We start from the raw sequence: 25665 nt of genomic DNA, 5'->3' as shown, positions 1-25665 counted from the left end.
AGCCCGAGGAGAACGCCCCCACCGGGTCCGCGGACGCCGACGCCGGGGCGCCGCTGGTCGAGGCCCCCGCCGACACCGTCGCGGGCGAGGTGGTCCTGCGCCTCACCGACGTCGTCAAGACCTTCCCGGGTGTACGCGCCCTGGACGGCGTGCAGTTGGAGGTGCGGGCCGGCGAGGTGCACTGCCTGCTCGGTCAGAACGGCGCCGGCAAGTCCACGCTCATCAAGGTGCTCTCCGGGGTGCACCGACCGGATTCGGGTCTTGTCGAGTGGCGCGGTGAGCCGGTGACGTTCGCCAACCCGCAGGCCGCGATGCGCGCCGGCATCGCCACCATCTACCAGGAGCTCGACCTTGTCGAGGATCTGTCGGTGGCGGAGAACGCATTCCTCGGTCACGAGCACCGCCGCTTCGGTTTCGTGCGGCGTGGCCGGATGGCCCGGCACACCCGGCAGATTCTCAGTCGGCTCGGCCACGGCGAGATCCCGCCGGGGCGGATGGTCCGGTCGTTGCCGGCCGCAGGTAAGCAGATCGTCAGCATGGCGCGGGCGCTCTCGCACGAGGCCCGACTGATCATCATGGACGAGCCGAGCGCCGTGCTGGCCCACGACGAGGTCGGCAACCTGTTCCGGATCATCCGCGAGCTGACGGCACAGGGCATCGCTGTCATCTACATCTCCCACCGCCTGGAGGAGATCCGCGAGATCGGCGACCGGGTCACCGTACTCAAGGACGGCCGGACCACGGCGGCGAACCTGCAGGCGCGCGACACCCCGACCCGCGACCTGGTGAGCCGGATGACGGGCCGCACCATCGAGTACGTCTTCCCCGACCGGCCCGCCGACGACGCCACTGGCGCCGAACTGCTCCAGGTGGAGGGGCTGACCCGTCCGGGCGAGTTCGCCGACGTCTCGCTCACCGTGCGTGCCGGGGAGATCGTCGGCATCGCCGGCCTGGTGGGCTCCGGCCGCTCGGAGTTGCTGGAGACCATCTACGGCGCCCGCCTCCCGGAGGCCGGCACGGTGCGGATGGAGGGGCGTGCGCTGCGGCCCGGTGTCGGCGCGGCGGTCCGCGCCGGAATGGGGATGGCTCCGGAGGAGCGCAAGAGCCAGGCGCTGCTGCTCGGTGAGCCGATCTTCCGCAACGTCACGCTTGCCACGTTCGGCAGGTACGCGCGGCTCGGCTTCACCGACGCGGGCAGGGAACGCGCCGAGGCGAACCGGATCGCCGAGAGCCTGGAGCTGCGGCCCCGGGACGTCAACCGGCCGGTGCGCACCCTGTCCGGCGGCAACCAGCAGAAGGTTGTGGTCGGGCGTTGGCTGCTCGGCGGCACCAAGCTGCTGCTGCTCGACGAGCCCACTCGGGGCGTGGACGTGGGTGCCCGGGCGGAGCTCTACCAGGTCATCCGCGGGTTGGCGGCGCAGGGCGTCGGTGTCCTGCTGGTCTCCAGTGAGGTGCCCGAGGTGCTCGGCCTGGCAGACCGGGTGCTGGTGATGCGGGAGGGGCGGGTCGTCCGCGAGGCCCCGGCCGGCGAACTCGACGAGAACACTGTGCTCGACCTCGTGATGGCGGGGTCCCTGATGGAAGGCGCACCGGCATGAGCGACGCGACTCCCAGTCCCACAGCGACACCGGAGCGCCCGCAGCTTCCGGCCCAGTCGCCGCCGGTGGATCCGGCGGAGACGGCAGTGGCCGGCGACAAGGCGGCATCGACGGGCCGACTCTCCTGGTGGCAGGGCGACGGCGGCGACGGTGCCAAGCGCAACCTGGGTCTGATCGGTGTACTCGCCGCGCTCATCGTGGTGGGCGTGGTCACCAAACCGGACCTGTACGGCGATCCGAACTGGGTCTGGAACAACGTGCTTGCCATCCTCCAGCTCGCCTCGGTGGTGGGTGTGGTGACGGTCGGCATGACCTTCGTGATCATCGGTGGTGGGATCGACCTGTCGGTGGGCGCGATCGTTGCGCTGGCCGGGGTCTGGTGCACCACTGTGGCGACCCAGAGCTACGGCGCGGGCGGCATGATCTTCACGGCCATCGTGGTGGGCATCTGCGTCGGCCTTGTCAACGGCGTGCTCATCTCGTACGGGCGGCTGGTGCCGTTCATCGCGACGCTCGCAATGCTCGTGGCCGCCCGTGGCCTCGCCGCGTCGATCTCCAACAAGCAGACCCAGGTGTCGAGCAGCACCTTCATCAACGACATCGCCGCCCGTAAGGTCCTCGGCATCCCGATCCTGGTCTACATCCTCGGCGCTGTGGTGCTGGCCGGGTGGATCCTGCTCAACCGGACGACGTTCGGCCGACGGACCATCGCGGTCGGCGGCAACCCGGAGGCGGCGCGGCTGGCTGGCATCAACGTCCGCCGGCACACGATGCTGCTGTACGCGCTGTCCGGCCTCTGCTGCGGTATCGCCGCCATCATGCTCACCTCCCAGGCGACCTCGGCCCAGGCGGCGATGGCGAACCTCTACGAGCTGGACGCGATCGCCGCCGCGATCATCGGCGGCACGCTGCTCAGCGGTGGCCGGGGCACGATCGTCGGCTCGCTGCTCGGCGTCATCATCTTCGCCACGATCACGAATCTCTTCGCCATCAACGGCCTCTCCATCGAGGCGCAGAACATGGTCAAGGGCGGCATCATCGTCGCGGCCGTCCTGGTCCAGCAGTTTCAGTTCAAGTCCTTCACACGGTTCCTCGCGCGGAACAGGGTCACCACCGCAACCTGACGCACCGCACCGTTTGCACCTGGCGACGTCGAGCTTCTTTCGACAGTGGCCGGGCCTCGCACACCCTTCACCACTCCATCCGCTCCCAGGAGGTCGTCATGACCCAGCACAGCCGCGACCTGTCGCGCCGCCGGCTGCTCTTCGGCGGGGCCGCTGTCGGCGCCGCCACCCTGCTCACCGCCTGCACCAGCAACGAGACCCCGGCGGCCAGCACCCAGACCAAGGCCGCCGGCGATGGCGCCGGCAACAACGCACCGGGTAAGAAGGTCGTCATCGGCTTCTCGGCGCCGGCCGCCGACCACGGCTGGATGGGCGCGATCCACGCCAACGCCAAGGCGCAGGCGGCCGCGTACTCCGATGTGGAGTTCAAGGAGGTCGACGGCGGTACGACGTCCGAGGCCCAGCGGTCCACGCTCGGCACGCTCATCGCCCAGAAGCCGGACATCATCGTCGTGCTGCCGCACGACGGCAAGGAGGTCAACGCTGTTGCCCTCCAGGCGATGCAGGCGGGCATCCCGATCGTCAACCTCGACCGGATCTTCCCCGACGCGCTTGCCTCCCGGCTGGTGATCAAGGGCGACAACTACGGCATGGGCGTGTCGGCCGGGCACTTCATCGGCAAGCAGCTCAAGGACAAGGGCGTCGCCAACCCGATCATCGGTGAGATCGCCGGTCTGGAGATCCCGCTGACCGTCGAGCGCAGCGAGGGCTTCAAGGCGGCCCTGGCGACGTACGGGTTCAAGGTCGCCAACCGCCGCTCGGCCGAGTTCACATCAGACAGTGGTCAGCGTGAGGCGGCCCAGCTGCTCCAGGCCCTGCCGAAGATCGACGCGATCTGGAACCACGACGACGACCAGGGAATCGGCGTGCTGGCCGCCATCAAGCAGGCCAACCGGTCGGAGTTCTTCATGGTCGGCGGTGCGGGGTCGAAGCTCGCCATCGACGCCATCAAGGCCGACAACACCGTGCTCAAGGCGACGGTCACCTACAACCCGTCGATGGCCTCGTCCGCGATCTCCCTGGCGCGGCTCGTCGCGCAGGGTCGCGGCATGGGCGACCTGACGGAGCTGCAGGTGCCCAAGGAAGTGACGCTCGCCTCCGAGACGATCACCAAGGAGAACGCGAGCAGCTACGAGAAGCTCGGGTTCTGACATCTGGGGGGAGACCCACCTTGTCCACGACAGACAGAGAACTGCGGATCGGCATGGTCGGTTACGCGTTCATGGGCGCTGCGCACTCGCAGGCGTGGCGCACAGTGAACCGCGTGTACGACCTGCCGGCGCGGGCCAGCATGGCGCTGATCTGCGGCCGGGACTCCGGGCAGGTGGCGCAGGCCGCCGACCGGCTCGGCTGGGACGCGTACACGACAGACTGGCGTGACCTGATCAACCGGGACGACATCGACGTGGTCGATATCTGCACGCCGGGTGACAGTCACGCCGAGATCGCCCTCGCCGCGTTGGCCGCCGGCAAGCACGTCCTGTGCGAGAAGCCGCTGGCCAACACGGTTGCCGAGGCACGGGCGATGACCGCTGCGGCGGACACCGCACGGGCCGCCGGGGCGCGGTCGATGTGCGGGTTCAACTACCGCCGGGTGCCGGCGGTCACGATGATGCGCCAGATGGTCGCCGACGGACGACTCGGGGTGATTCGGCACGTCCGAGCGACGTACCTGCAGGACTGGATCGTGGACCCGCAGTTCCCGCTGGTCTGGCGGTTGCAGAAGGAACGGGCGGGCTCCGGCGCGCTCGGTGACATCGGTGCGCACATCATCGATCTGACGCAGTTCGTCGTCGGTCAGCGGATCACAGGCGTCAGCGCGGTCACCGAGACGTTCGTCAAGGAGCGGCCGTTGCCCGCCGGGTCGAGCGGGCTGGCGGCCACTGTGGACGGCTCGGCCGACGGCAACGGCTCGGCCACCGGGCCGGTCACCGTCGACGACGCCGCGATCTTCGTGGCCCGGCTCGACGGTGGCGCCCTGGCCACGTACGAGGCGAGCAGGTTCGCCACGGGCCGGAAGAACGCTCTGCGTGTCGAGATCAACGGCTCGCTCGGCAGTGTCGTGTTCGACCTGGAGCGTCTCAACGAGCTGGAGTTCTACGACGCCACCCGGCCGACCCTGGAGCAGGGGTTCAGCCGGATTCTGGTGACCGAGGGCGAGCACCCGTACATGTCGGCGTGGTGGCCGCCCGGCCACATCATCGGCTACGAGCACTCCTTCACCCACCAGATGCGCGATTTCATCGAGGCGATCGCCACGGGCACCGACCCGGCACCGTCCTTCGCCGACGCGTTGCAGGTCCAGCTGGTGCTGGACGCGGTGACCCGTTCGGCAGAGGTCGGATCCACCTGGACCGAGGTGGAGCCGGCGCTGACCGCGGTGGCCGTCTGACAGTGACCATTCCGCGACGGCGGTGCTCGCGCCGCCGTCGCCCGACCGGCTTTCCGGAGCCGACCGGCGAGGGACCGACAGCGGTTTGCGCCCCGCGGTCGGGACGAGGTCGGCACCGGAAGGTGTGCGGCCGGGCCTGATGGCCCGGTGCGCACGAGCAGGACGGTTGTCCGGTGTGGCCGGACCGGGATTCCCCGGCCACACCGGAGGACCGCCACCACCCCGGAGATCGGGAGGACCCGATGGCACCGTTCGCCGCTGCCCCCACCCGTACCGCTGTCGTCCGCCGATGTCCGGCGGGCCGTGCCCCAGCCGAGGATCCGGTGGACGCGGCGACCTGAGACGTCCGGTCGGGGCGTGCCAACGCCCCGCCCGGCCGGATGCGGGGGAGGCAGGGTCGAGACGCCGACCGACCCTGCCTGCCAGCCCCGTCTGCCCGTACCCGTATCGGGAGCCGGTCCGTCGTCGTCGCCGCCGACGCCGACGCCGGAATCCGGCGTCGTTTCCGGTGCGGGTCGGGTGGACGGGGCCCATCCACAAAGGTTGTATCTTTACGAAAAGCATTCTGATATTCCTATATTTGATTGCATCGCCACCGACGGTTCCTCCTGGACGGGGAAGGAGCACCATGCGAACAGGTGTCTGGCTGGTGGGAGCGCGCGGTTCGGTCGCGACCACCAGCATCGTCGGAGGACTCGCGCTGCGAGCCGGCCTGGCAGGGCCCACCGGCTGCGTCACCGAGCTGCCGGAGCTGCGCGGTCCCGCGCTGCCGGCCTTCGCCGACCTGGTCTTCGGCGGGCACGACCTGGCAACCACGCCACTGTGCAAGCGCGCCGAGGCGCTTGCTGAAAGCGGCGTGATACCCGGCCGGTTGGTCGCCGCGCTCCGCGACGAGCTGGCAGCCGTCGAGCAGGAGCTGCGCCCCGCCCCGACCGGCGTCACCCAGGCCGACCGGGTCGCCGCCGTGGTCGGTGACCTCACCGATTTCCGTACGCGGCACCGGCTGGACCGGGTGGTGATGGTGAACGTCTCCGCCACCGAGGCGACGCCCCAACCGCACCCCGGGCACGCCGACCCGGCCGCGCTGCGCGACGCCGTCGCCGGCCCGGACGAGGTGCTGCCGCCCAGCTCCCTCTACGGCTACGCCGCGCTGCTTGCCGGCTGCCCGTACGTCGACTTCACCCCGTCCACCGGGCTGCGGCTTCCGGCGCTGACGGCGCTGGCCGAAGAGGCGCGGCTGCCGTACGCCGGGCATGACGGCAAGACGGGCGAGACGCTCGTCAAGTCGGTCCTCGCGCCGATGTTCGCGATGCGCAACCTGGCGGTGCGCTCCTGGTCGGGCACCAACCTGCTGGGCGGTGGCGACGGCGCGACCCTCGCCGACCCGGCCGCCAACGCGGCGAAGGTGCAGAGCAAGCAGCGGGTGCTCGGCGAGACGCTCGGCTACGTGCCGCAGGGCGGCACCCGCATCGAGTACGTCGAGGAGCTGGGCGACTTCAAGACCGCCTGGGATCTGATCACGTTCGCCGGGTTCCTCGGCACCGGGATGCGGATGGAGTTCACCTGGCACGGCTGTGACTCCGCGCTTGCCGCGCCGCTGGTGCTCGACCTGGCCCGGCTCACCGCCGCGGCGCACGCCGCCGGGCGCGTCGGGCCGCTTGTCGAGCTGGGCTTCTTCTTCAAGGACCCGCTCGGCGCGTCGACCCACTCGCTGGCCGAGCAGTGGGCCCGGCTCACCGACTTCGCCAAGCGGCTGCACACCGGCCCGGATGGTTCCGATGACCACGCTGGCTGACCTCGCCGAACTGGTCCGGGCACCGGCCGCGCTCTCGGTTCCCGGTGACGTCGTCGCCGGCGCGGCGGCGGCCGGCACGCTGAGCCCGCGTACCCCCGCACTTGCCGGAGCCTCGGTGCTTCTCTACTGGGCCGGCATGGCCGCCAACGACTGGGCCGACCGGCGGTTGGACGCCGTCGAACGGCCCGAACGCCCGATCCCCAGCGGTCGTGTCACCCCGGCCGCCGCTGTCGGTCTCGCCGCAGGTCTCACCGCCGCCGGTGTGGGCCTGGCCGCCGCCGTGGGCGGTCGCCGCGCGGCCGCGCTCGCGGTGCCGCTGGCCGCCACCATCTGGGGGTACGACCTGCTGGCAAAGAACACAGCGGCCGGTCCCGCGGTAATGGCCGCCTGTCGGGGGCTTGACGTGCTGCTCGGCGCGTCCGGTGGTCGGCTGGCGCGGGCACTGCCCTCGGCGATCACCGTCGCCGCGCACACCTGGACGGTCACCGAGTTGTCCCGCCGGGAGGTAAGCGGCGCCGACGCCGCCCTGCCGCTGCGTACGCTGGCCGGCACCGCAGTGGTCGCCGCCAGCGCCGTGGTCGCCTCCCCGGGCGTCCGGCGCGTGGCGAGGCGAACCGCCGACCCTGCCGGTGTGCCCGCGAGCCGGACCCGGTGGGCCGGGATCGCGCCCGCGCTGCCTGCCGTGCTGGCCGGGTGGTACGCCGCCCGGTACGGCGCGGCACAGGTGCGGGTGGTCCAGGACCCCTCGGCCGGAAAGGTCCGCGCTGCGGTCGGCGCCGGGATCACCGGCCTGCCCGCCCTCCAGGGAGCGCTCACCGCGCGCGGCGGAGCCGGGCTGCTCGGGCTGGCCGTCGCGGCGGCGGCGCCACTGGGTCGCCGGCTGGCCCGGAAGGTCTCCCCGACATGACGGTTCCGCATCCCCGGCAGTCGCCACGCAGTGCGCCCGAAGCGACCCGACCGGTCGCGCCGAGCGGCGACGCCACCACCCTGCGCCTCGGGTACGGCACCAACGGTTTCGCCAACCACCGGCTCGACGACGCGCTCGCCGTCATCGCCGACCTCGGCTACGACGGAGTGGCCCTCACCCTGGACCACGACCACCTCGACCCGTTCGCGCCGGGGCTCACCCGCCGGATCGCCGTGCTCGGTCGGAGGCTGAGCGCGTTGGGTCTCGGGCTGGTGATCGAGACCGGCGCCCGCTACCTGCTCGACCCGTGGCACAAGCACGCTCCGACGTTGCTGCACGACGACCCGACCCGGCGGATCGAGTTCCTGCGCCGGGCCGTACGGATCGGTGCCGACCTCGGCGCGGAGGCGGTCTCCTTCTGGTCCGGCGTACGCCCCGACGACGTCGCACCGCAGATCGCCTGGGATCGGCTCGTGGCCGGCTGCGCCACAGTCCTCGACGCCGCGGACGCCGCTGGCGTCACCCTCGGCTTCGAACCGGAACCGGGGATGCTTGTCGAGGACATCGCCGGCTGGCGCCGGCTGCGCGCCGCGCTCGGCGACCCGGCCCGCTTCGGCATCACCCTCGACATCGGACACTGCCGCTGCCTGGAGCCGTGGCCGGTGCCGCAGTGCGTTGCCGAGGTTGCCGAGCACCTGGTCAACGTGCAGATCGACGACATGCGCCGAGGTGTGCACGAGCACCTGGAGTTCGGCACCGGCGAGATCGACTTCCCGCCGGTGCTGGCCGCCCTGGCCGAGGCCGGCTACGGCGGGCTGGTAGCCGTCGAGCTGCCCCGGGACTCGCACGCCGCGCCCGCCGTCGCCGCCCGGTCCATCGAGTTCCTGCGCGCGGCGGCTGGCGGCGACACCGAGGCCGAGGTACCCGCCGGCCCCCTTTGCTCTGCTTCAACAGACGCACCAGCGACCGTCCGCTCTCCGGACACGGGCCGTCGCGTGGGTTGAAGCAGAGCAAAGGGCGTGCCTGGGGTGCCCTGCGGAGCAGCACAAGGGGAGGAGACGGGATGACACCGGATTCACTGCGGGCCGCGCTTCGAGGCGTACCCGATCCCGAATGGCTGGACTCGGCGCTGCACCGGGTCGCGGCCGAGCCCACCGCGATCAACAGGCTCTTTCCGGCGGTCGGCAGGCGCTGCGGCCGGGCCGCCCTGCCCGACGCGCCCGGCTGGACCGCCGACGACGCGGCCCGGGTGCTGCTGCTCACCGCCCTGCCCGGCGAGCACGCCGCCTACGCCGAAACCCTCTACCAGCATGGCGACGCGGCCGAACGGCGTGCCGTGCTGCGGGCCCTGCCGCTGCTGCCGATCGGCGCCGAGGCGGTGCCGCTGCTGCACGACGCGATCCGTACCAACGACACCCGGCTCGTCGCCGCGGCCCTGGGCCCGTACGCCCGGCACCTCGACCCGGCCGCCTGGCGGCAGGCGGTGCTCAAGTGCGTGTTCAGCGGCGTGCCGCTGGCCGCCGTCGCCGACCTGGACAGCCGCGCTGACGGGGAGTTGGCCGCGATGCTGGCCGCGCTCGCCGCCGAACGGCACGCCGCCGGCCGGGAGTTGCCCGCCGACGCCACCGACCTGCTCGACCGGCTCACCGCCGCACTGCCCCGGGAGGCGTGAATGCGCATCTTCGACCCCCACATCCACATGACCTCACGCACCACAGACGACTACGAACGGATGGCCGCCGCCGGTGTCCGCGCCGTCGTGGAGCCGGCGTTCTGGCTGGGCCAACCGCGTACAAGCGCGGCCTCGTTCGTCGACTACTTCGACTCGCTGATCGGGTGGGAGCCGTTCCGGGCCGGGCAGTTCGGGGTGCGCCACCACGCCACGATCGCGCTCAACCCCAAGGAGGCGAACGACCCGCGCTGCCGTCCGGTGCTCGATCTGCTGCCCCGCTACCTGGACAAGGACGCGGTGGTGGCGGTCGGCGAGATCGGGTACGACTCGATGACGCCCGAGGAGGACGAGGCGTTCGCCGCGCAGTTGGCCCTCGCCGTGGCGCACGACCTTCCGGCACTGGTGCACACCCCGCACCGGGACAAGGCCCGGGGTGTCGAGCGCACCCTCGCAGTGGTCGCCGAATCCGGCATCGACCCCGGTCGCGTCGTCGTCGACCACCTCAACGAGGTGACGGTCAAACTCGTCAGGGACACCGGCTGCTGGCTGGGCTTCTCGATCTACCCGGACACCAAGATGACCCCGCTGCGGATGGTCGAGCTGCTGCGCGAGTACGGCACCGACCGGATGCTCGTCAACTCCGCCGCCGACTGGGGGCGCTCCGATCCGCTGCTGACCCGGGCCACCGGCGAGGCGATGCTGAAGGCCGGGTTCGGCGACGACGACGTCGACCGCGTGCTGTGGCGCAACCCTGTGGCGTTCTATGGGCAGTCCGGCCGGCTCGACCTTACCGACCTGGAGGACCCCGCCGCCGTGGACCCGCAGACCGGCAACTCGATCCTGCGCGGCGGTAGCTGATGCGGCTGCGACATGCCGGCGGCGACACCATCCACCTCGGCTACTGCACGAACGTGCACCCCGCCGAGGATCTCGCCGGCATCCTCGGTCAACTGGACACCTACGCCGTGCCGGTCCGCGCGGCGCTCGACAGTGACCTGCTCGGGCTCGGCCTGTGGCTCGCCGCCCCGGTCGCCGCCGAACTGGCCGCCGACCCGGCGCTGCGCCGTCGGCTGCGCGGCGAGCTGGACGCGCGCGGGCTGGAGGTGGTCACCCTCAACGGCTTCCCGTACGCGGCCTTCCAGGCGCCGGTGGTCAAACACGACGTGTACCACCCGGACTGGACCACCGAGCAGCGACTGACGTACACGTTGAATCTGGCCCGGGTGCTCGCCGACCTGCTGCCCGACGACGCCGCCCGGGGCTCGATCTCCACACTGCCGCTTGCCTGGCGGCACCCCTGGGACGCCGAACGGGCCGACGCCGCGCGGCACCGACTGGACCAGCTCGCCGCCGGCCTGGCCGCCGTGCAACACGACACCGGCCGGGAGGTGCGGGTCGGCTTCGAGCCGGAACCCGGCTGCGTGGTGGAGAGCACCGGTCAGGCCGCCGCGCTGCTGTCCGGTATGGACACCGACCGGCTGGGCATCTGCCTGGACCTCGCCCACCTGGCCTGCGCGTGGGAGGAGCCGACGGCGGCGCTGGCCCGGCTGCGCTCGGCCGACCTGCCAGTGGTCAAGGTGCAGGTCTCCGCCGCCGTCGAGGCGGCCGACCCGACCGGCAGCGCCGACGCGCTGCGCCGCTGGGTGGAGCCGCGCTTCCTGCACCAGACCCGGGGTGCCGGCTGCGCGGGGGTGGCCGACCCGGCCGACCCGGCGTACGCCGCCGACGACCTGGACGCGGCGCTGGACGCGGAACTGCCCGGTCCCTGGCGGGTGCACTACCACGTACCCCTGCACGCCCCACCCGAGGAGCCACTCGGCTCCACCCTGCCGGTGCTGCGTGCCGCCCTCGCCGCGCTGTTCGGGGGTCCGACCGCTGGCTGTGACCACCTGGACGTCGAGACGTACACCTGGGGGGTGCTGCCGGCCGCACGACGGCCCGGCACCGATGCGGAGCTGGCTGCGGGTATCGCCGCCGAGCTGGCATTCGCCCGGGACGAGCTGATTGGCCTTGGCCTGCACACCGAGCGGGCCGTGACCACGGGAGAGACGCGATGAGCCGACGACTGGTGGTGCTCGACGTGGTGGGGCTGACCCCACGACTGCTGGCCCACATGCCACGACTGCGCGGGGTCGCCGACGGCGGCTTCCGGGCCGAGCTGGGCACCGTGCTGCCAGCGGTGACCTGCTCGGTGCAGTCCACATTCCTCACCGGCGAGCAGCCCAGCGGGCACGGCATCGTCGGCAACGGGTGGTATTTCCGAGAGCTGGGCGAGGTGTTTCTGTGGCGCCAGCACAACGCGCTTGTCGGCGGGGACAAGCTCTGGCAGGCGGCCCGCCGTGCCGAGCCCGGCTACACGGTGGCAAACGTGTGCTGGTGGTACGCGATGGGCGCGGACGTCAACTGGACCGTCACCCCGCGCCCGGTCTACTACGCCGACGGGCGCAAGGAACCGGACTGCTACACCGACCCGCCGGAGCTGCACGACGCGCTGACCGGGCGGCTGGGTACCTTCCCGCTGTTCACCTACTGGGGGCCGACGGCAGGGCTGCCCTCGTCGCGGTGGATCTGCCAGGCGGCCGAGCAGATCCTCGCCGACGTGTCACCTGACCTCACACTTGTCTACGTCCCGCACCTGGATTACGACCTGCAACGGTACGGCCCGTCGTCAGCCCAGGCCGCCGCGGCTGCGGCTGAGCTGGACGCGGTGCTCGGTCCGCTGCTGGACGCCGCCCGTGCCCGGGACGCGACAGTGGTGGTGCTGTCGGAGTACGGCATCACCGACGTGTCCCGGCCGGTGGACGTCAACCGGCTGCTGCGCGCCGAAGGGCTGCTGCGGGTCCACACGCAGGCCGGCATGGAGTACCTCGACCCGTGGACGTCGAAGGCGTTCGCTGTCGCCGACCACCAGGTCGCGCATGTCTACGTCAAGGACCCGGCCGATGTGCCGGCTGTGGCAAAGCTCTGCGCCGGGTTGCCCGGTGTGGCCGAGGTGCTCGACGCCGACGGCAAAGCCTCGTACGGGCTGGACCACCCGCGCGCCGGTGAGCTGGTGCTCGTGGCCGAGCCCGACTCCTGGTTCACGTACTACTACTGGCTCGACGACGCCCGCGCACCGGACTTCGCCCGCCTCGTCGAGATCCACCGCAAACCCGGGTACGACCCGGCGGAGTTGTTCTTCGACCCGGCCGCGCCGCTCGCCGCCAAAGGCCGCGCCGGGGTGGCGTTGGCCCGCAAGAAGCTCGGCATGCGTTACCTGATGAACGCCATCGGGCTGGACGCCGGCGCACGCGCGGTACGCGGCTCGCACGGGCGGCTGCCCACCGATCCGGCGGACGCCCCCGTGCTGCTCTGCTCGGATCCGGCCGCTGCCCGGGAGCGGATCGAGGCCACCGAGGTCAAGGCGCTGCTGCTGGAACTCGCCGGGCTGAGCGCCGGCGACGGCTCAGTGGAGCGGCCGGGGGAGGGGTCGTGACGGTAACGGTCACCCCGACCGACACGAGTGGACTGCGGGCGCGCTTCGACGCGGAGCTGGCCGCCTTCCTCGACCGGCAGGGCCCGGACTGGCCGGACGGGGCGCCGCGCGGGGTGTTCACCGCACTGCAACGGTTCGTGCTCGCCGGCGGGAAGCGGCTGCGTCCGCTCTTCTGCTACTGGGGTTGGCGTGGGGCCGGGGCTGCCGACGGCACACCGATCGTGGTGGCGGCTGCCGCGTTGGAGCTGTTCCACGCGTTCGCGCTGATCCACGACGACATCCTGGACGGCAGTGACCGTCGCCGGGGCGAGCCGTCGGTGCACCGCCTCTTCGCGGACCTGCACGCCCGCTCGTCCTGGCGCGGCGACCCCGAGGCGTACGGGCGCAATACGGCGCTGCTTTGCGGGGACCTGTGCGCGGCGTGGTCGGATCAGATGTTCCACGAGTGCGGCTTGAGCACGGAGCAGGTGCACAGGGGCTACGGCGTGTTCGCGTTGATGCGTACCGAGGTGATCGCGGGGGAGTACCTGGACCTGGTGTCCGGTGTGGGTGACGGCTCGGTGGCAAGCGCGCTCACAGTGATCCGGATGAAGGCCGCCCGGTACACGGTGACCCGGCCGTTGCAGATCGGCGCGGCCCTGGCGGGCGCCGGGCCGGAGCTGCTCGCCGCGCTTGGCGAGTTCGGTGACCCACTTGGTGACGCGTTCCAACTGCGGGACGACGTGCTGGGTGTCTTCGGTGACCCGGCGGTCACCGGCAAGTCGGTGCTCGACGACCTGCGCGAGGGCAAGCCGACGGTGATGATGGCGCTGGTCCGCAGCGCTGCTGACCGGTCGCAGACGGCCCGGCTGCGGGAGCTGTTCGGCAATCCCTCCCTGGACGCGGACGGCGCGGCGGAGCTGCGCGAGATCATCGAGGTGACGGGTGCGCGGGAGCGGATCGAGCAGATGATCCGGGTCCGGACGGACGCGGCGTTGACCGCGTTGCGTGACGCCGTGCTGACCGAGGAGTCACGGGCCGCGCTTGTGGCGCTGGCGGGACAGACGATCGATCGCCGCGCCTGACCACCAACTTTCGATCGAATAGACGAAAGTTGATGGCAAGTCACCGGAAGCTATGGACACATCGACGTCCACAACTTAGTGTCGTGCCCAACACGACAGTGTTTCGTCGATGTGAACCGGCGGCGCGGTAACCCATCGACCCATCACCACCGCTACGGCATCCGGCGCGACGGCGCGCGCCCGGCCTGGCAGCCATTTCGTCAGGAAGGGACAGCCCATGCCCACAAAGGACGCTCCCACACATCGATCCCGACAATGGTTCTCCGCAGGCTCGGCGCTGCTCCTGGTGGCCGCTGCCGGCACTGTGGCGCTCGGCGCCGGCCCCGCAGCCCTCGGCGGCCCCACGCCGGCCCAGGCACACACCATCAACGCCACCGACTTCCAGCAGGTCGAGCTGGCCCGCGGTGTCGCCGAAATGGGTGAGCCGATGTCACTTGCCGTGCTGCCGGACCGCTCGGTCCTGCACACCGCCCGCAACGGCACACTGCGCCGCACCGACGCGGGCGGAACCACAACAGTTGTCGGCACAGTGCCGGTCTACACCCACGACGAGGAGGGGTTGCAGGGCGTCGGGGTCGACCCGAACTTCGCCAGCAACCGGCACATCTTCCTCTACTACGCACCGCCGCTGTCCACCCCCACCGGCGACGCGCCCGCCACCGGCACCAGCTGGTCGGCCTGGCAGGGTGTGAACCGCCTCTCCCGGTTCACCCTCAACGCCGACTTCACACTGAACCAGGCCAGCAAGGTCGACGTGCTCGACGTACCGGCGGACCGCGGCCTGTGCTGCCACGTCGGCGGGGACATCGACTTCGACGCCAGCGGCAACCTCTACCTGTCCACCGGCGACGACACCAACCCCTTCGAATCCGCCGGCTACTCGCCCCTTGACGAGCGGACCAACCGCAACCCGGGGTACGACGCGCAGCGCAGCGCCGGCAACACCAACGACCTGCGCGGCAAGATCCTGCGGATCAAGGTGAACGCCAACGGGACGTACTCCATCCCGTCGGGCAACCTGTTCGCGCCGGGCACGGCCAGGACCCGGCCGGAGATCTACGCAATGGGCTTCCGCAACCCGTTCCGGATCAGCGTCGACAAGGCCACCGGCGTCGTCTACGTCGGTGACTACGGTCCGGACGCCGGCTCCACGAGCTCCACGCGCGGCCCGTCCGGGCAGGTGGAGTTCAACCGGGTCGCCGCACCGGGCAACTACGGCTGGCCGTACTGCACCGGCACCAACACCACCACCGAGACGTACAACGAGTGGGACTTCGCCACAAACGCCAGCGGGGCGAAGTACAACTGCACAGGCGGGCCGACGAACAACTCCTTCCGCAACACCGGCCTCGCCACCCTGCCGCCGGCCCAGCCCGCCTGGATCCGGTACGCCGGCGACGCCGGCACCCCCACCGAGTTCGGCGGCGGCTCCGAGTCGCCGATGGGCGGCCCGGTCTACCGCTACAACGCCTCGTCGACCTCCACGACCAAGTTCCCGCAGTCGTTCGACGGGCAGTTCTTCGCCACCGAGTTCGGTCGCGGCTGGATCAAGCCGATCCACGTCAACGCCGACGGCTCGCGGGGCACCATCGACACCTTCCCCTGGGTGGGCAAGCAGGTGATGGACTCCGCGTTCGGGCCGGACGGCGCGTACTACGTGCTCGACTACGGCACCGGCTACTTCAACGGGGACGCCAACTCGGCGCTCTACCGCTTCGACTACGTCGGTGGCGGCAACCGGGCGCCCAGCGCCTCGGCGAGCGCCAACAAGACCTCCGGCGCGGCGCCGCTGACTGTCGTGTTCTCCTCGGCCGGCTCGTCCGACCCCGAGGGTGGGGCGCTCACCTACTCGTGGAACTTCGGCGACGGCACCACCTCCACTGCGGCGAACCCCACGAAGACCTACAACACAAACGGCACCTACACCGCCACGCTCACAGTGCGCGACCCGCAGGGCGCCACAGGCAGCAGCAGCGTGCAGATCAACGTCGGCAACACCGCGCCCACTGTGACGATCAACAGCCCCGGCAACGGGCAACTGTTCAGCTTCGGTGACACGGTCTCGTACAGCATCACCGTCACCGACCCGGAGGACGGCACCATCGACTGCACGAAGGTCAAGATGACCTACGTGCTCGGGCACGACCAGCACGGGCACCAGATCACCTCGAAGACCGGCTGCTCCGGCACGATCACCATCCCGGTCGACGGTGAGCACGACGACGCGGCGAACATCTTCGCGATCTTCGACGCGGAGTACACCGACGCCGGCGGTCTGACCACGCACACCCAGCACACGCTGCCACCGCGTCACCGGCAGGCCGAGTTCTTCGGCACCTCGTCAGGGGTAAACGTGTTCAGCAAGACCCCGGCCGAGGGCGGCAAGACCGTCGGCGACATCAACAACGGCGACTGGATCGCGTTCCAGCCGTACCGGTTGGGCAACGTGACAGCGTTCAACGCCCGGGTCTCCTCGGCGGGCGCGGGCGGCACCCTCCAGGTCCGCGCCGGTTCGGCAACGGGCACCGTCCTGGGCTCGGCCACCGTTCCGGTGACCGGCGGCTGGGAAACCTTCACCACGGTCAGCGGGACGATCACCAACCCGCCGACCGCCACCACCACGCTCTACCTGACGTTCGCAGGGACGGGCACCGGGGCGCTCTACGACATCGACGCCTTCACCCTCGTCACCGGCACACCCGCCACTGGCGGTACCGGCCCGATCAAGGGTCTTGCCGGCAAGTGCCTGGACGTGCGTAACGCCGCCACCGCCGACGGTACGCAGGTCCAGATCTACACCTGCAACGGCAGTGCGGCGCAGACGTGGACGGTGACGCCGAACTCGACGATCAAGGCGTTCGGCAAGTGCCTCGACGTCTCCGGTGCCGCCACCGCCGACGGCACGAAGATTCAGCTCTGGACCTGCAACGGCACGGGCGCGCAGAACTGGTCCGCCCAGGCCGACGGCACGGTACGCAACCCGGCGTCCGGCAAGTGCCTGGACGTCTCCGGCAACAACTCCGCGGACAGCACCCCCGTGCACCTGTGGACCTGCAACGCCGCCGCCAACCAGAAGTGGACCCTGCCCTGAGTTGAAAGGAAGGGCCCCTTGTTAACGCCTAGTGTTGTACAAGGGGCCCCTCCTAACAGTCTTTAGGAGAGCGATATGCGCAGACTCCTGCGACCCGTCCTCGGCGCGGCCACCGCCGTCCTCGCCGTCATCGCCTGCACCACCCCGGCCACCCCCGCCAGCGCCGCCGACGCCCCCTACGACGTGCTGGTGTTCTCCAAGACCGCAGGCTTCCGGCACGACGCGATCCCGGTCGGCATCCAGACCATCCGTGACCTGGGTGCGGCGAACAACTTCACGGTCACCGCCACCGAGGACGCCGCCGCGTTCACCACCGGCAACCTCGCCCAGTACGAGGCTGTCGTCTTCCTCAACACCACGGGCGACGTCCTCAACGCCAGCCAGCAGACGGCCTTCGAGTCGTACATCGGCTCCGGTCGTGGGTACGTGGGCGTGCACGCCGCCGCCGACACCGAGTACGACTGGCCGTTCTACGGCAACCTGGTGGGCGCGTGGTTCGCCTCGCACCCGGCCATCCAGCAGGCGAACGTCAAGGTGGAGGACCGTGGGCACGCGGCGACGGGACACCTGCCGCAGACCTGGACCCGCACCGACGAGTGGTACAACTACCGGACCAACGCCCGGTCCACCGCCCACGTGCTGGCGACCCTCGACGAGTCGTCGTACTCCGGTGGCGGGATGGGTGCCGACCACCCGCACTCCTGGTGCAAGAGCTACAGCGGTGGCCGGTCGTTCTACACCGGCGGTGGCCACACCCAGGCGTCGTACGCCGAGCCCGCGTTCCGCAACCACCTGCTCGGCGGCATCCGGTACGCGGCCGGTCGCAGCAAGGCCGACTGCCGGCCGGAGACCGGCTACACCCCGCTGTTCAACGGCTCGACGGCCGGCTGGTCCCAGGCGGGGCCGGGCAGCTTCACCAACTCCGACGCCACCCTCACGTCGGTGGGCGGCATGGGCCTGTACTGGTACAACGCCAAGCAGTTCACGAACTACTCGCTGAAGCTGGACTGGAAGCTGGCCGGCGACGACAACTCGGGTGTGTTCATCGGCTTCCCGCCGTCGAGTGACCCGTGGTCGGCGGTGGACAACGGCTACGAGATCCAGATCGACGCCACCGACGCGGCGGACCGCACCACCGGCGCGGTCTACACCTTCAAGTCCGCCGACATCGCGGCCCGCGACGCGGCGCTCAACGCGCCGGGGGAGTGGAACACCTACGAGCTGCTGGTCGAGGGCGAACGGCTACAGATCTTCCTCAACGGGGTGAAGATCAACGACTTCACCAACACCGATCCGGTACGGTCGCTTGCCGGCCACATCGGCATCCAGAACCACGGCACCGGCGACGACGCCTCGTTCCGCAACATCCGGATCAAGGAGTTGGGCACCACCCCGCAGCCCGGGAACGTCACGGTCCAGGCCGAGGCGTTCAGCTCGGCAAACGGCGTCTCCGCGTTCACCAAGGCGGGCGCCAACGGCGGTCAGACGATCGGTTACATCGATCCGGGCGACTGGGCCGCGTACAACGGAGTGGACCTGACCGGGGTCACCTCGTTCACGTCCCGGGTCGTCTCCGGCGGCGCGGGCGGCACCATCCAGGTGCGTACCGGTTCGGCCACCGGCCCGGTGCTCGGCTCGGTGGCGGTGCCGAACACCGGCAGTTGGACGACGTTCGCCAACGTCACCACGACCCTGTCCGGCGTCCCGTCCGGCGCCCAGAATCTCTACCTCACGTTCAGCGGTAGCGGCACGGGGCTCTTCGACGTGGACGACTTCACCCTCGTCAAGGGCGGTGGCAGCGGCACTCCCGGTGTCGGCCCGATCAAGGGTCTGGCCGGAAAGTGCCTGGATGTGCGTAACGCGGCCACCGCCGACGGTACGCAGATCCAGCTCTACAGCTGCAACGGCAGTGCGGCGCAGACGTGGACGGTGACGCCGAACTCGACGATCAAGGCGTTGGGCAAGTGCCTCGACGTCTCCGGCGGCGCGTCGGCCGACGGCACCAAGATCCAGCTTTGGACCTGCAACGGCACGGCCGCGCAGAACTGGGCCGCCCAGTCCAACGGCAGTCTCCGCAACCCGTCGTCGGGCAAGTGCCTCGACGTCAGCGGCAACAACTCCGCCGACAGCACCATCGTGCACCTCTGGACCTGCAACGCCGCCGCCAACCAGAAGTGGACCCTGCCCTAGCCTCCACCCTCACCCCGTTGATCTTGCACTTGCTGCCGGGACCATTGCCGCTATACCGGGCATCTCGGCGACCCAAAGTGCAAGATCGGCGGGGTGTGGGGGCGGGGTGCGGCGGGGGCGGGTGGGGTTCACAGCCTGCTGCCGTACCTTGGCTGCATGGGGCGGTTCGCGCAGTGGCGCCGGGTGGTGCGGGCGCACGGGTACCGGCTGCTGCACCGGGCCGAGGAACCTGATCCGCTGGACGGGCCGGCACCCAGCCTGAACCGGCTCGACGCCCTCGTGGAGGGTTACGCCGCTGGTCAGCCGGTGCGCTGGACCCTGGCCGGCCAACCCCGTCCGTTGCCCGGCCCGGTCGACGTCGCGGCGTACCGGATCATCGAGGAATCGCTCAGCAACGCGCGCCGGCACGCCCCGGGCGCGCCGGTCGTGGTCCGTCTCCGCTACGACCCCGAGGGCATCACCATCGAGGTACGCGACGACGGCGCCGACGCCACGGCGGTGGTGGGGGAGACCCGGGGTGCGGGGCGGGGCCTGCTCGGGGTCCGCCGTCGTGCCGAGCGGCTCGGCGGTACGTTCTCCGCCGGCCCGCGCGCCGAAGGCGGCTTCACCGTGCGGGCCGTCCTGCCGGCGCCGGAGGAAATGGTCAGATGACGATCCCGTCGCGGGGCTTTCGCGACGGGTGCGGCGGAAATAGGCTGGGGGCGGCGACCGTGACGGTGGCCGGTGACCCGGTGGGAGGCGCAACCCGCCGGGCCCAGGTGCGCTCGGCACCCACCGGTGTTCCGCCTCGGTCTCACGTACCGGTCTGACCGGTCACCCTCGCCTCGGTCCGCACAACGGAATCCCCATCACATCAGGGGAGAAGGACAATGGCGCGACCCATCACGCTCTTCACCGGCCAGTGGGCCGACCTTCCGTTCGAGGAGGTCTGCCGGCTCGCCTCCGAGTGGGGCTACGACGGTCTGGAGATCGCCTGCTGGGGCGACCACTTCGAGGTCGACAAGGCGCTCGCCGACGACTCGTACGTCGATCGCAAGCGGGAGACGCTCGCGAAGCACAACCTTCAGGTCTTCACGATCTCCAACCACCTGGTCGGTCAGGCGGTCTGCGACCACCCGATCGACGAGCGGCACCAGGACATCCTGCCCGGCCGGATCTGGGGCGACGGCGAGCCGGAGGGGGTTCGCCAGCGGGCCGCGGAGGAGATCAAGGACACGGCGCGGGCTGCGGCGAAGCTCGGCGTGAAGACTGTCGTCGGCTTCACCGGGTCGTCGATCTGGCACACGCTGGCGATGTTCCCGCCGGTGCCGCCGTCGATGATCGAGCGCGGTTACCAGGACTTCGCCGACCGGTGGAACCCGATCCTCGACGTGTTCGACGAGGTCGGGGTGCGGTTCGCGCACGAGGTGCACCCCAGCGAGATCGCGTACGACTACTGGACGACGAAGCGGACGTTGGAGGCGATCGGCCACCGGCCCGCTTTCGGGCTGAACTGGGACCCGTCGCACTTCGTCTGGCAGGAGCTGGACCCGGTGAACTTCATCTTCGACTTCGCCGACCGGATCTACCACGTCGACTGCAAGGACGCGAAGGTGCGTACCGGCGACGGCCGGCGCGGTCGGCTCGCCTCGCACCTGCCGTGGGCGGACCTGCGTCGCGGCTGGGACTTCGTCTCCACCGGGCACGGCGACGTGCCCTGGGAGGACTGCTTCCGGGCGTTGAACGCGATCGGCTACACCGGTCCGATCTCGGTGGAGTGGGAGGACGCCGGGATGGACCGTCTCGTCGGTGCTCCGGAGGCGCTCCAGTTCGTCCGCCGGCTCGCCTTCGACGCGCCGAGCGCGGCCTTCGACGCCGCGTTCAGCAGCAAGGACTGACCGGCGGCGGGGACTGAGCGCGTCGGCGTCGGTCAGCCGTACCCCGGACAGACCACGGGCCGGTCGCCTTGCGGCGACCGGCCCGTCGACGTGCGGTTGGTCAGAGCGTGCTGCCGTTGGTGCCCGAGCCGGACGGCTTGGAGCGGGGGGTCGTGGCCGACGGCGACCCGGAGGTCGTGCCGACCGTGCTGCTGGTGCCCGACGAACCGGAGCCCGCCTTGGCGCCCACCGTTGCGGGCGTGCCGGCGAACGCGTCGTCGGCAGCGGTCAGTTCCTGGCTGCCGTTGCCGGTGCCCAGCTTCTCGCCCAGCTTGGTCTGGCCGAGCTTGTCCTTACCCTCGCTGTAGAGCTTGTTGGCCTGGGCCTGCGCCACCCCGGCCGCCTCCTGGACGGTCGGGTGGTCGAGCACCTTGCGGCCCCGAACCACGAGCTCTTCGTACTTCTCCCGGCCGGCACGGGCGCCCAGGACGAATCCCGCAGCCAGCCCGCCAAGAAACATGATCTTTCCGCGCATGGCGGCTCCTTCCGTACCTGACGCGCCGTCGCCCCTCGGGGTTGCCCCGTCGGAGCGACCAATTCGCGCCTGCGTCCTCTGTCCGCAGCTAACTACCCATCCTGCTCCCCGCTCAAGCCTGCTTGTGTGGGGATGGCGATTTGCCCTTATTGCGAATGTGCTGTGTCGCTTACCTGCCCGACCCGATCATGATGACTGAGGGGCGCAACCCACTGGACCATCACCGGGGGATGTCCTGTACTCTTGTCCCGTCGCACGGCACCGGGAGATCCGGGTCCGGGCGGTGCACGATCCCCTGTAGCTCAATTGGCAGAGCAGCCGGCTGTTAACCGGCAGGTTATTGGTTCGAGTCCAATCGGGGGAGCTTCGCTCCACATCAACGCCCGTCGGCCCGACAGCCGGCGGGCGTTTCCGCGTCCCAGCCCTACCCCCTGGCCCTCGATCGGTGCTGGTGGACGGTTTGCCCCTCTCTGGGCGTCCTCGGCCGGCAGGATGGTCGATGTCGACCTAGACTCCGGCTGCGTCGATTGATGCGTCGATTTGGGATGGTGCGGATGTCCGGACGAGGAGGCTTCGGCCGGGCCACGCTTGTCGCGGTGGCCGTCGTGCTGGCCTGGCTCGTGGTCGGTGGCGTGGCCGGGCCGTACGCCGGGCGGTTGAGTGAGGTCTCCACAAACGACAACGCCGCCTTCCTGCCCACCGACGCCGAGGCGACCCGCGCCCAGGACCTCGCTGCCGGGTTCGTCGACCGCGAGACCGTCCCGGCGCTAGTCGTCTACGAGCGGACCTCGGGGATCACCGACGCGGACCGCCAGCGGGTGAGCGCCGACGCGGGCCGGTTCGCCCAGGTGCCCGGCGTGGTCGGCCCGCTGCCGCCGCCGATCCCCAGCGAGGACGGCCAGGCACTCCAGGTAGTCGTGCCTGTGGACGACGCCGAGGGCGAGGAGATCGGCTCGGTCGTCGAGCGGTTGCGCGACATCGCCGGCGGCGAACGGGACGGGCTCAGCGTGGACGTCGCGGGGCCGGCCGGCCTGCTCGCCGACCTGATCGAGGTCTTCGCCGCCATCGACGGGCCACTGCTGCTTGTCACCCTCGTGGTCGTGCTGATCATCCTGCTGGTCGTCTACCGCAGCCCGGTGCTCTGGATCTTTCCGCTGCTGGCCGCCGGCATGTCGTACGCCCTCGCGTCGGTCTTCGTCTACCTGCTGGCCGACGCCGACATCATCAAGCTCAACGGGCAGGCTCAGGGCATCCTCACAGTGCTGGTCTTCGGTGCCGGCACCGACTACGCGCTGCTGCTGATCGCCCGCTACCGCGAGGAACTGCACAGGCACGACCGCCCGTGGGACGCCATGCGTACGGCGTGGAAGGGCGCGGCGCCCGCCATCATCGCCTCCGGCAGCACAGTCATCGTCAGCCTGCTCTGCCTGTTGCTGTCCAGCCTCAACTCCAACCGGGCACTCGGCCCGGTCGCCGCCATCGGCATCGCCGCCACCCTGCTGGTGATGCTGACATTCCTGCCCGCGCTGCTGGTGCTCGGCGGCCGTTGGGCGTTCTGGCCCCGCCGACCGGAGGAGGACCAGGCCGACCCGCGGGCCGAGCACGGCATCTGGAGCCGTATCGCCGGGTTCGTGGCCCGGCACGCCCGCCCGATCTGGCTGAGCACAGCTGTCGTGCTTGCCGTTCTCACGCTCGGTCTCACGCAGCTCGGCGCCACCGCCCTCGGTCAGTCCGACCTGTTCACCCAGCGCACCGATTCGGTGGACGGCCAGGACGTCATCGCCCGGCACTACCCGGCCGGCACCGGCAGCCCGGCCACCATCTTCACCACTGAGCAGACCGCCCGACAGGTGGCACAGGTGGCGCAGGGGGTGCCCGGCGTCGCGGCGGTCCGTCCGCTCACCGCCGGCCCGCAGACCGGCCCACCCGACCCGAACGCCCCGCCGAAGGTCGTCGACGGGCGTGTGGAGTTGGAGGCGACGCTCGCCGACGAGCCGGACAGCGACGGCGCCGAGCAGACCATCCGCAACCTGCGCGTCGCCGTCCACCAGGTGCCCGGCGCGGCCGCTGTGGTCGGCGGCTTCACCGCGATCAACGTGGACACGTCCGACGCCGCCAGACGCGACCAGAACGTCATCATCCCCGTGGTGCTTGCGGTCATCGCTGTCATCCTGGCCCTGCTGCTGCGTGCCCTTCTCGCCCCGCTGCTGCTGATCGCCACAGTCCTGCTCAGCTTCGGCGCCACCCTCGGCCTCTGCGCGCTGCTGTTTCGCCACGTCTTCGACTTCCCCGGCGTGGACACGTCGTTTCCGCTGTTCGCGTTCGTCTTCCTGGTCGCCCTCGGCATCGACTACAACATCTTCCTGATGAGCCGGGTCCGCGAGGAGTCGGTGAAGCGCGGCACCCGGGCCGGTGTGCTCGCCGGTCTCGCCGTCACCGGCGGTGTGATCACCTCCGCCGGCATCGTGCTCGCCGCGACGTTCTCCGCCCTTGCCGTCCTGCCACTTGTGGTGCTCGTCGAGCTGGGAACCGCTGTCGCGGTCGGCGTACTCATCGACACGATCGTCGTCCGGTCGCTGCTGGTGCCGGCGCTCGCGTACGACATCGGGCCGAAAGTCTGGTGGCCGGGCCGGTTGTCCCGGGCGAACGGTGAGCGGGAGGCGCGCGATGCCGGCTGATACGGACGTGGTCATCGTCGGCGGCGGCCTGGCCGGCCTCGCCGCCGCCCGCCGGCTGCACCGCGCCGGCGTGCCGTGGCGGCTGGTGGAGGCCAGCGACCGGCTCGGCGGCCGGGTAGCCACCGACGTCGTCGACGGTTACCTGATCGATAGCGGCTTCCAGGTGCTCAACACCGCGTACCCGAGGCTCGGCACACTTATCGACACCGGGCGGCTGAACCTCGGCTACTTCACCTCCGGCGTGCTGGTGCGCAAGGGCGATCACCTGCTGCGGCTGGTCAACCCGCTGCGCGAGCCGACCGGCGGGCCACGCACCGCGCTCGCCGGCGTCGGCTCGCTGCTCGACCGGGTGCGCTTCGCCGCGCTCGCCACCGGCTGCGCCACGCTGCCCGTGTCCCGGCTGCTCGCCGCGCCCGAGACCACCACCGAGACGGCGCTGCGCCGCGCCGGCCTCTCCGACGCGATCATCGAGGAGTTGCTGCGCCCGTTCCTGTCCGGAGTGTTCATCGACCGCGAGCTGGCGACCTCCAGCCATGTGCTCGCGATGGTGCTGCGCTCCTTCGCCCGCGGCCGGATCGGCCTGCCCGCCGACGGGATGGCCGCGCTGCCCCGGGCCATCGCCGACCCGCTGCCGGCCGACCTGCTCGACCTGGACACCCCGGTCACGCAGGTCGCGCCCCGCCTGGTCCGTACCCGGGACGGCGAAATCCACTGCCGGGCCGTCGTGGTCGCCGTCGACCCGCCCGCCGCGTCCGCGCTGCTTCCGGCCCTGGCGAGGGTACGCATGCACAGCTACACCACCTACTACCACAGTGCGCCCGAACCGCCGCTCGACGAACCGATCCTGCTCGTCGACGGCGACCGGCGGGAGATCGTCGCCAACACGGTGGTGCTCAGCAACGCGGCCCCGACGTACGCGCCGGACGGTCGGCACCTCGTCGCCACGTCGGTGGTCGGACCGACCGCCCCGCCCGAGCCGACCATTCGGGCCGAACTGACCCGGCTGTACGGTCGATCCACCGCCGACTGGACCCACCTCACCACAGTGGCCGTCCCGGACGCGCTGCCCGCCGCGCCGCCACCGCAGGGGCGACTGCGCAAACCCGTGGGGCTGGGGCAGGGGCTGTTCGTGGCCGGTGACCACCGGGACAGCCCGTCCGTCCAGGGTGCACTCGCCAGCGGTTGGCGCGCCGCCGGGGCGGTTCTGGAGGAGCTGCGCGCGACGTAGCCCGGCGTCGGAGGGCCAGAAAAAGCGGGACATCGGAGGCTTAGTTGATCACCTATGATC

Annotated in this window: 19 protein-coding genes and 1 tRNA gene; 19 read left to right on the top strand and 1 reads right to left on the bottom strand. The window is 70.9% G+C overall.

Annotated features, from left to right (window positions below; all coding sequences use genetic code 11):
* Window positions 1-89: 89 nt before the first annotated feature.
* The 16 genes from ACPXB1_RS22040 to ACPXB1_RS21965 all read left to right on the top strand — a co-directional run bounded on the left by ACPXB1_RS22040 (window position 90) and on the right by ACPXB1_RS21965 (window position 21185).
* The gene (locus ACPXB1_RS22040; protein ID WP_355596190.1) at window positions 90-1598 is read left to right on the top strand and encodes a sugar ABC transporter ATP-binding protein; all 1509 of its coding nucleotides are present in this window, start codon (window positions 90-92) and stop codon (window positions 1596-1598) included.
* Window positions 1595-2722, top strand: coding sequence for an ABC transporter permease (locus tag ACPXB1_RS22035; protein WP_053653353.1), 1128 nt, complete (start codon window positions 1595-1597; stop codon window positions 2720-2722). The genes ACPXB1_RS22040 and ACPXB1_RS22035 overlap by 4 nt, the downstream gene beginning before the upstream one ends.
* A gap of 98 nt (window positions 2723-2820) precedes the next feature.
* On the top strand, window positions 2821-3873 hold the full coding sequence (locus ACPXB1_RS22030; protein ID WP_355596094.1) for a substrate-binding domain-containing protein: 1053 nt from the start codon (window positions 2821-2823) through the stop codon (window positions 3871-3873).
* Window positions 3874-3926: 53 nt separating this feature from the next.
* Window positions 3927-5114, top strand: coding sequence for a Gfo/Idh/MocA family protein (locus ACPXB1_RS22025; RefSeq protein ID WP_425735761.1), 1188 nt, complete (start codon window positions 3927-3929; stop codon window positions 5112-5114).
* 628 nt (window positions 5115-5742) lie between these two features.
* A complete protein-coding gene (locus ACPXB1_RS22020; RefSeq protein ID WP_355596098.1) occupies window positions 5743-6909 on the top strand; it encodes an inositol-3-phosphate synthase in 1167 nt (388 codons plus the stop codon).
* Complete coding sequence (locus ACPXB1_RS22015) at window positions 6893-7816, top strand: SCO3242 family prenyltransferase (protein WP_425735732.1); 924 nt, start codon at window positions 6893-6895, stop codon at window positions 7814-7816. Before ACPXB1_RS22020 ends, ACPXB1_RS22015 begins: the two co-directional genes overlap by 17 nt.
* Window positions 7813-8820, top strand: coding sequence for a sugar phosphate isomerase/epimerase family protein (locus ACPXB1_RS22010; protein ID WP_355596102.1), 1008 nt, complete (start codon window positions 7813-7815; stop codon window positions 8818-8820). The genes ACPXB1_RS22015 and ACPXB1_RS22010 overlap by 4 nt, the downstream gene beginning before the upstream one ends.
* A gap of 59 nt (window positions 8821-8879) precedes the next feature.
* Window positions 8880-9488: an EboA domain-containing protein gene (locus tag ACPXB1_RS22005; RefSeq protein WP_355596104.1), complete on the top strand. Its 609-nt coding sequence runs from the start codon at window positions 8880-8882 to the stop codon at window positions 9486-9488.
* Window positions 9489-10346, top strand: a complete 858-nt coding sequence (locus tag ACPXB1_RS22000; protein WP_355596106.1) for a TatD family hydrolase — start codon at window positions 9489-9491, stop codon at window positions 10344-10346.
* Window positions 10346-11545, top strand: a complete 1200-nt coding sequence (gene eboE / locus ACPXB1_RS21995; RefSeq protein ID WP_355596108.1) for a metabolite traffic protein EboE — start codon at window positions 10346-10348, stop codon at window positions 11543-11545. The genes ACPXB1_RS22000 and eboE overlap by 1 nt, the downstream gene beginning before the upstream one ends.
* A complete protein-coding gene (locus ACPXB1_RS21990; protein ID WP_355596110.1) occupies window positions 11542-12963 on the top strand; it encodes an alkaline phosphatase family protein in 1422 nt (473 codons plus the stop codon). The genes eboE and ACPXB1_RS21990 overlap by 4 nt, the downstream gene beginning before the upstream one ends.
* Window positions 12960-14027: a polyprenyl synthetase family protein gene (locus ACPXB1_RS21985; protein ID WP_355596112.1), complete on the top strand. Its 1068-nt coding sequence runs from the start codon at window positions 12960-12962 to the stop codon at window positions 14025-14027. The genes ACPXB1_RS21990 and ACPXB1_RS21985 overlap by 4 nt, the downstream gene beginning before the upstream one ends.
* 217 nt (window positions 14028-14244) lie before the next feature.
* Entirely contained in the window at window positions 14245-17118 is a 2874-nt protein-coding gene (locus tag ACPXB1_RS21980; protein ID WP_355629420.1) for a PQQ-dependent sugar dehydrogenase, read from the top strand.
* 75 nt (window positions 17119-17193) lie between these two features.
* Entirely contained in the window at window positions 17194-19308 is a 2115-nt protein-coding gene (locus ACPXB1_RS21975; RefSeq protein ID WP_355596116.1) for a ThuA domain-containing protein, read from the top strand.
* A gap of 156 nt (window positions 19309-19464) precedes the next feature.
* On the top strand, window positions 19465-19959 hold the full coding sequence (locus ACPXB1_RS21970) for a sensor histidine kinase (protein ID WP_355596118.1): 495 nt from the start codon (window positions 19465-19467) through the stop codon (window positions 19957-19959).
* A gap of 218 nt (window positions 19960-20177) precedes the next feature.
* A complete protein-coding gene (locus ACPXB1_RS21965) occupies window positions 20178-21185 on the top strand; it encodes a sugar phosphate isomerase/epimerase family protein (protein ID WP_053653341.1) in 1008 nt (335 codons plus the stop codon).
* A 100-nt stretch (window positions 21186-21285) separates the two neighbouring features.
* Here the strand turns inward: ACPXB1_RS21965 and ACPXB1_RS21960 are convergent, their stop codons facing one another.
* Window positions 21286-21699 carry a hypothetical protein gene (locus tag ACPXB1_RS21960; RefSeq protein WP_355596120.1) on the bottom strand — a complete coding sequence of 138 codons (414 nt, stop codon included), beginning with the start codon at window positions 21697-21699 and terminating at the stop codon, window positions 21286-21288.
* A gap of 291 nt (window positions 21700-21990) precedes the next feature.
* Between ACPXB1_RS21960 and ACPXB1_RS21955 the strand changes: the two genes are divergently transcribed.
* The 3 genes from ACPXB1_RS21955 (at window position 21991) to ACPXB1_RS21945 (ending at window position 25605) form a co-directional block, all read left to right on the top strand.
* Window positions 21991-22063 (top strand) — tRNA-Asn (locus ACPXB1_RS21955).
* Between the two features lie 190 nt (window positions 22064-22253).
* Window positions 22254-24377 (top strand): MMPL family transporter, encoded by a 2124-nt coding sequence (locus ACPXB1_RS21950; protein ID WP_355596122.1) that lies wholly within the window; start codon window positions 22254-22256, stop codon window positions 24375-24377.
* Window positions 24367-25605, top strand: a complete 1239-nt coding sequence (locus tag ACPXB1_RS21945; RefSeq protein WP_355596124.1) for an NAD(P)/FAD-dependent oxidoreductase — start codon at window positions 24367-24369, stop codon at window positions 25603-25605. Before ACPXB1_RS21950 ends, ACPXB1_RS21945 begins: the two co-directional genes overlap by 11 nt.
* Window positions 25606-25665: the final 60 nt, after the last annotated feature.

The organism is Micromonospora sp. DT68, from assembly GCF_049847245.1.
Classification (GTDB): Bacteria; Actinomycetota; Actinomycetes; order Mycobacteriales; family Micromonosporaceae; genus Micromonospora; species Micromonospora profundi.
The sequence above is the reverse complement of the archived record's forward strand: the minus strand, read 5'-3'. Positions and strand labels throughout refer to the sequence as shown.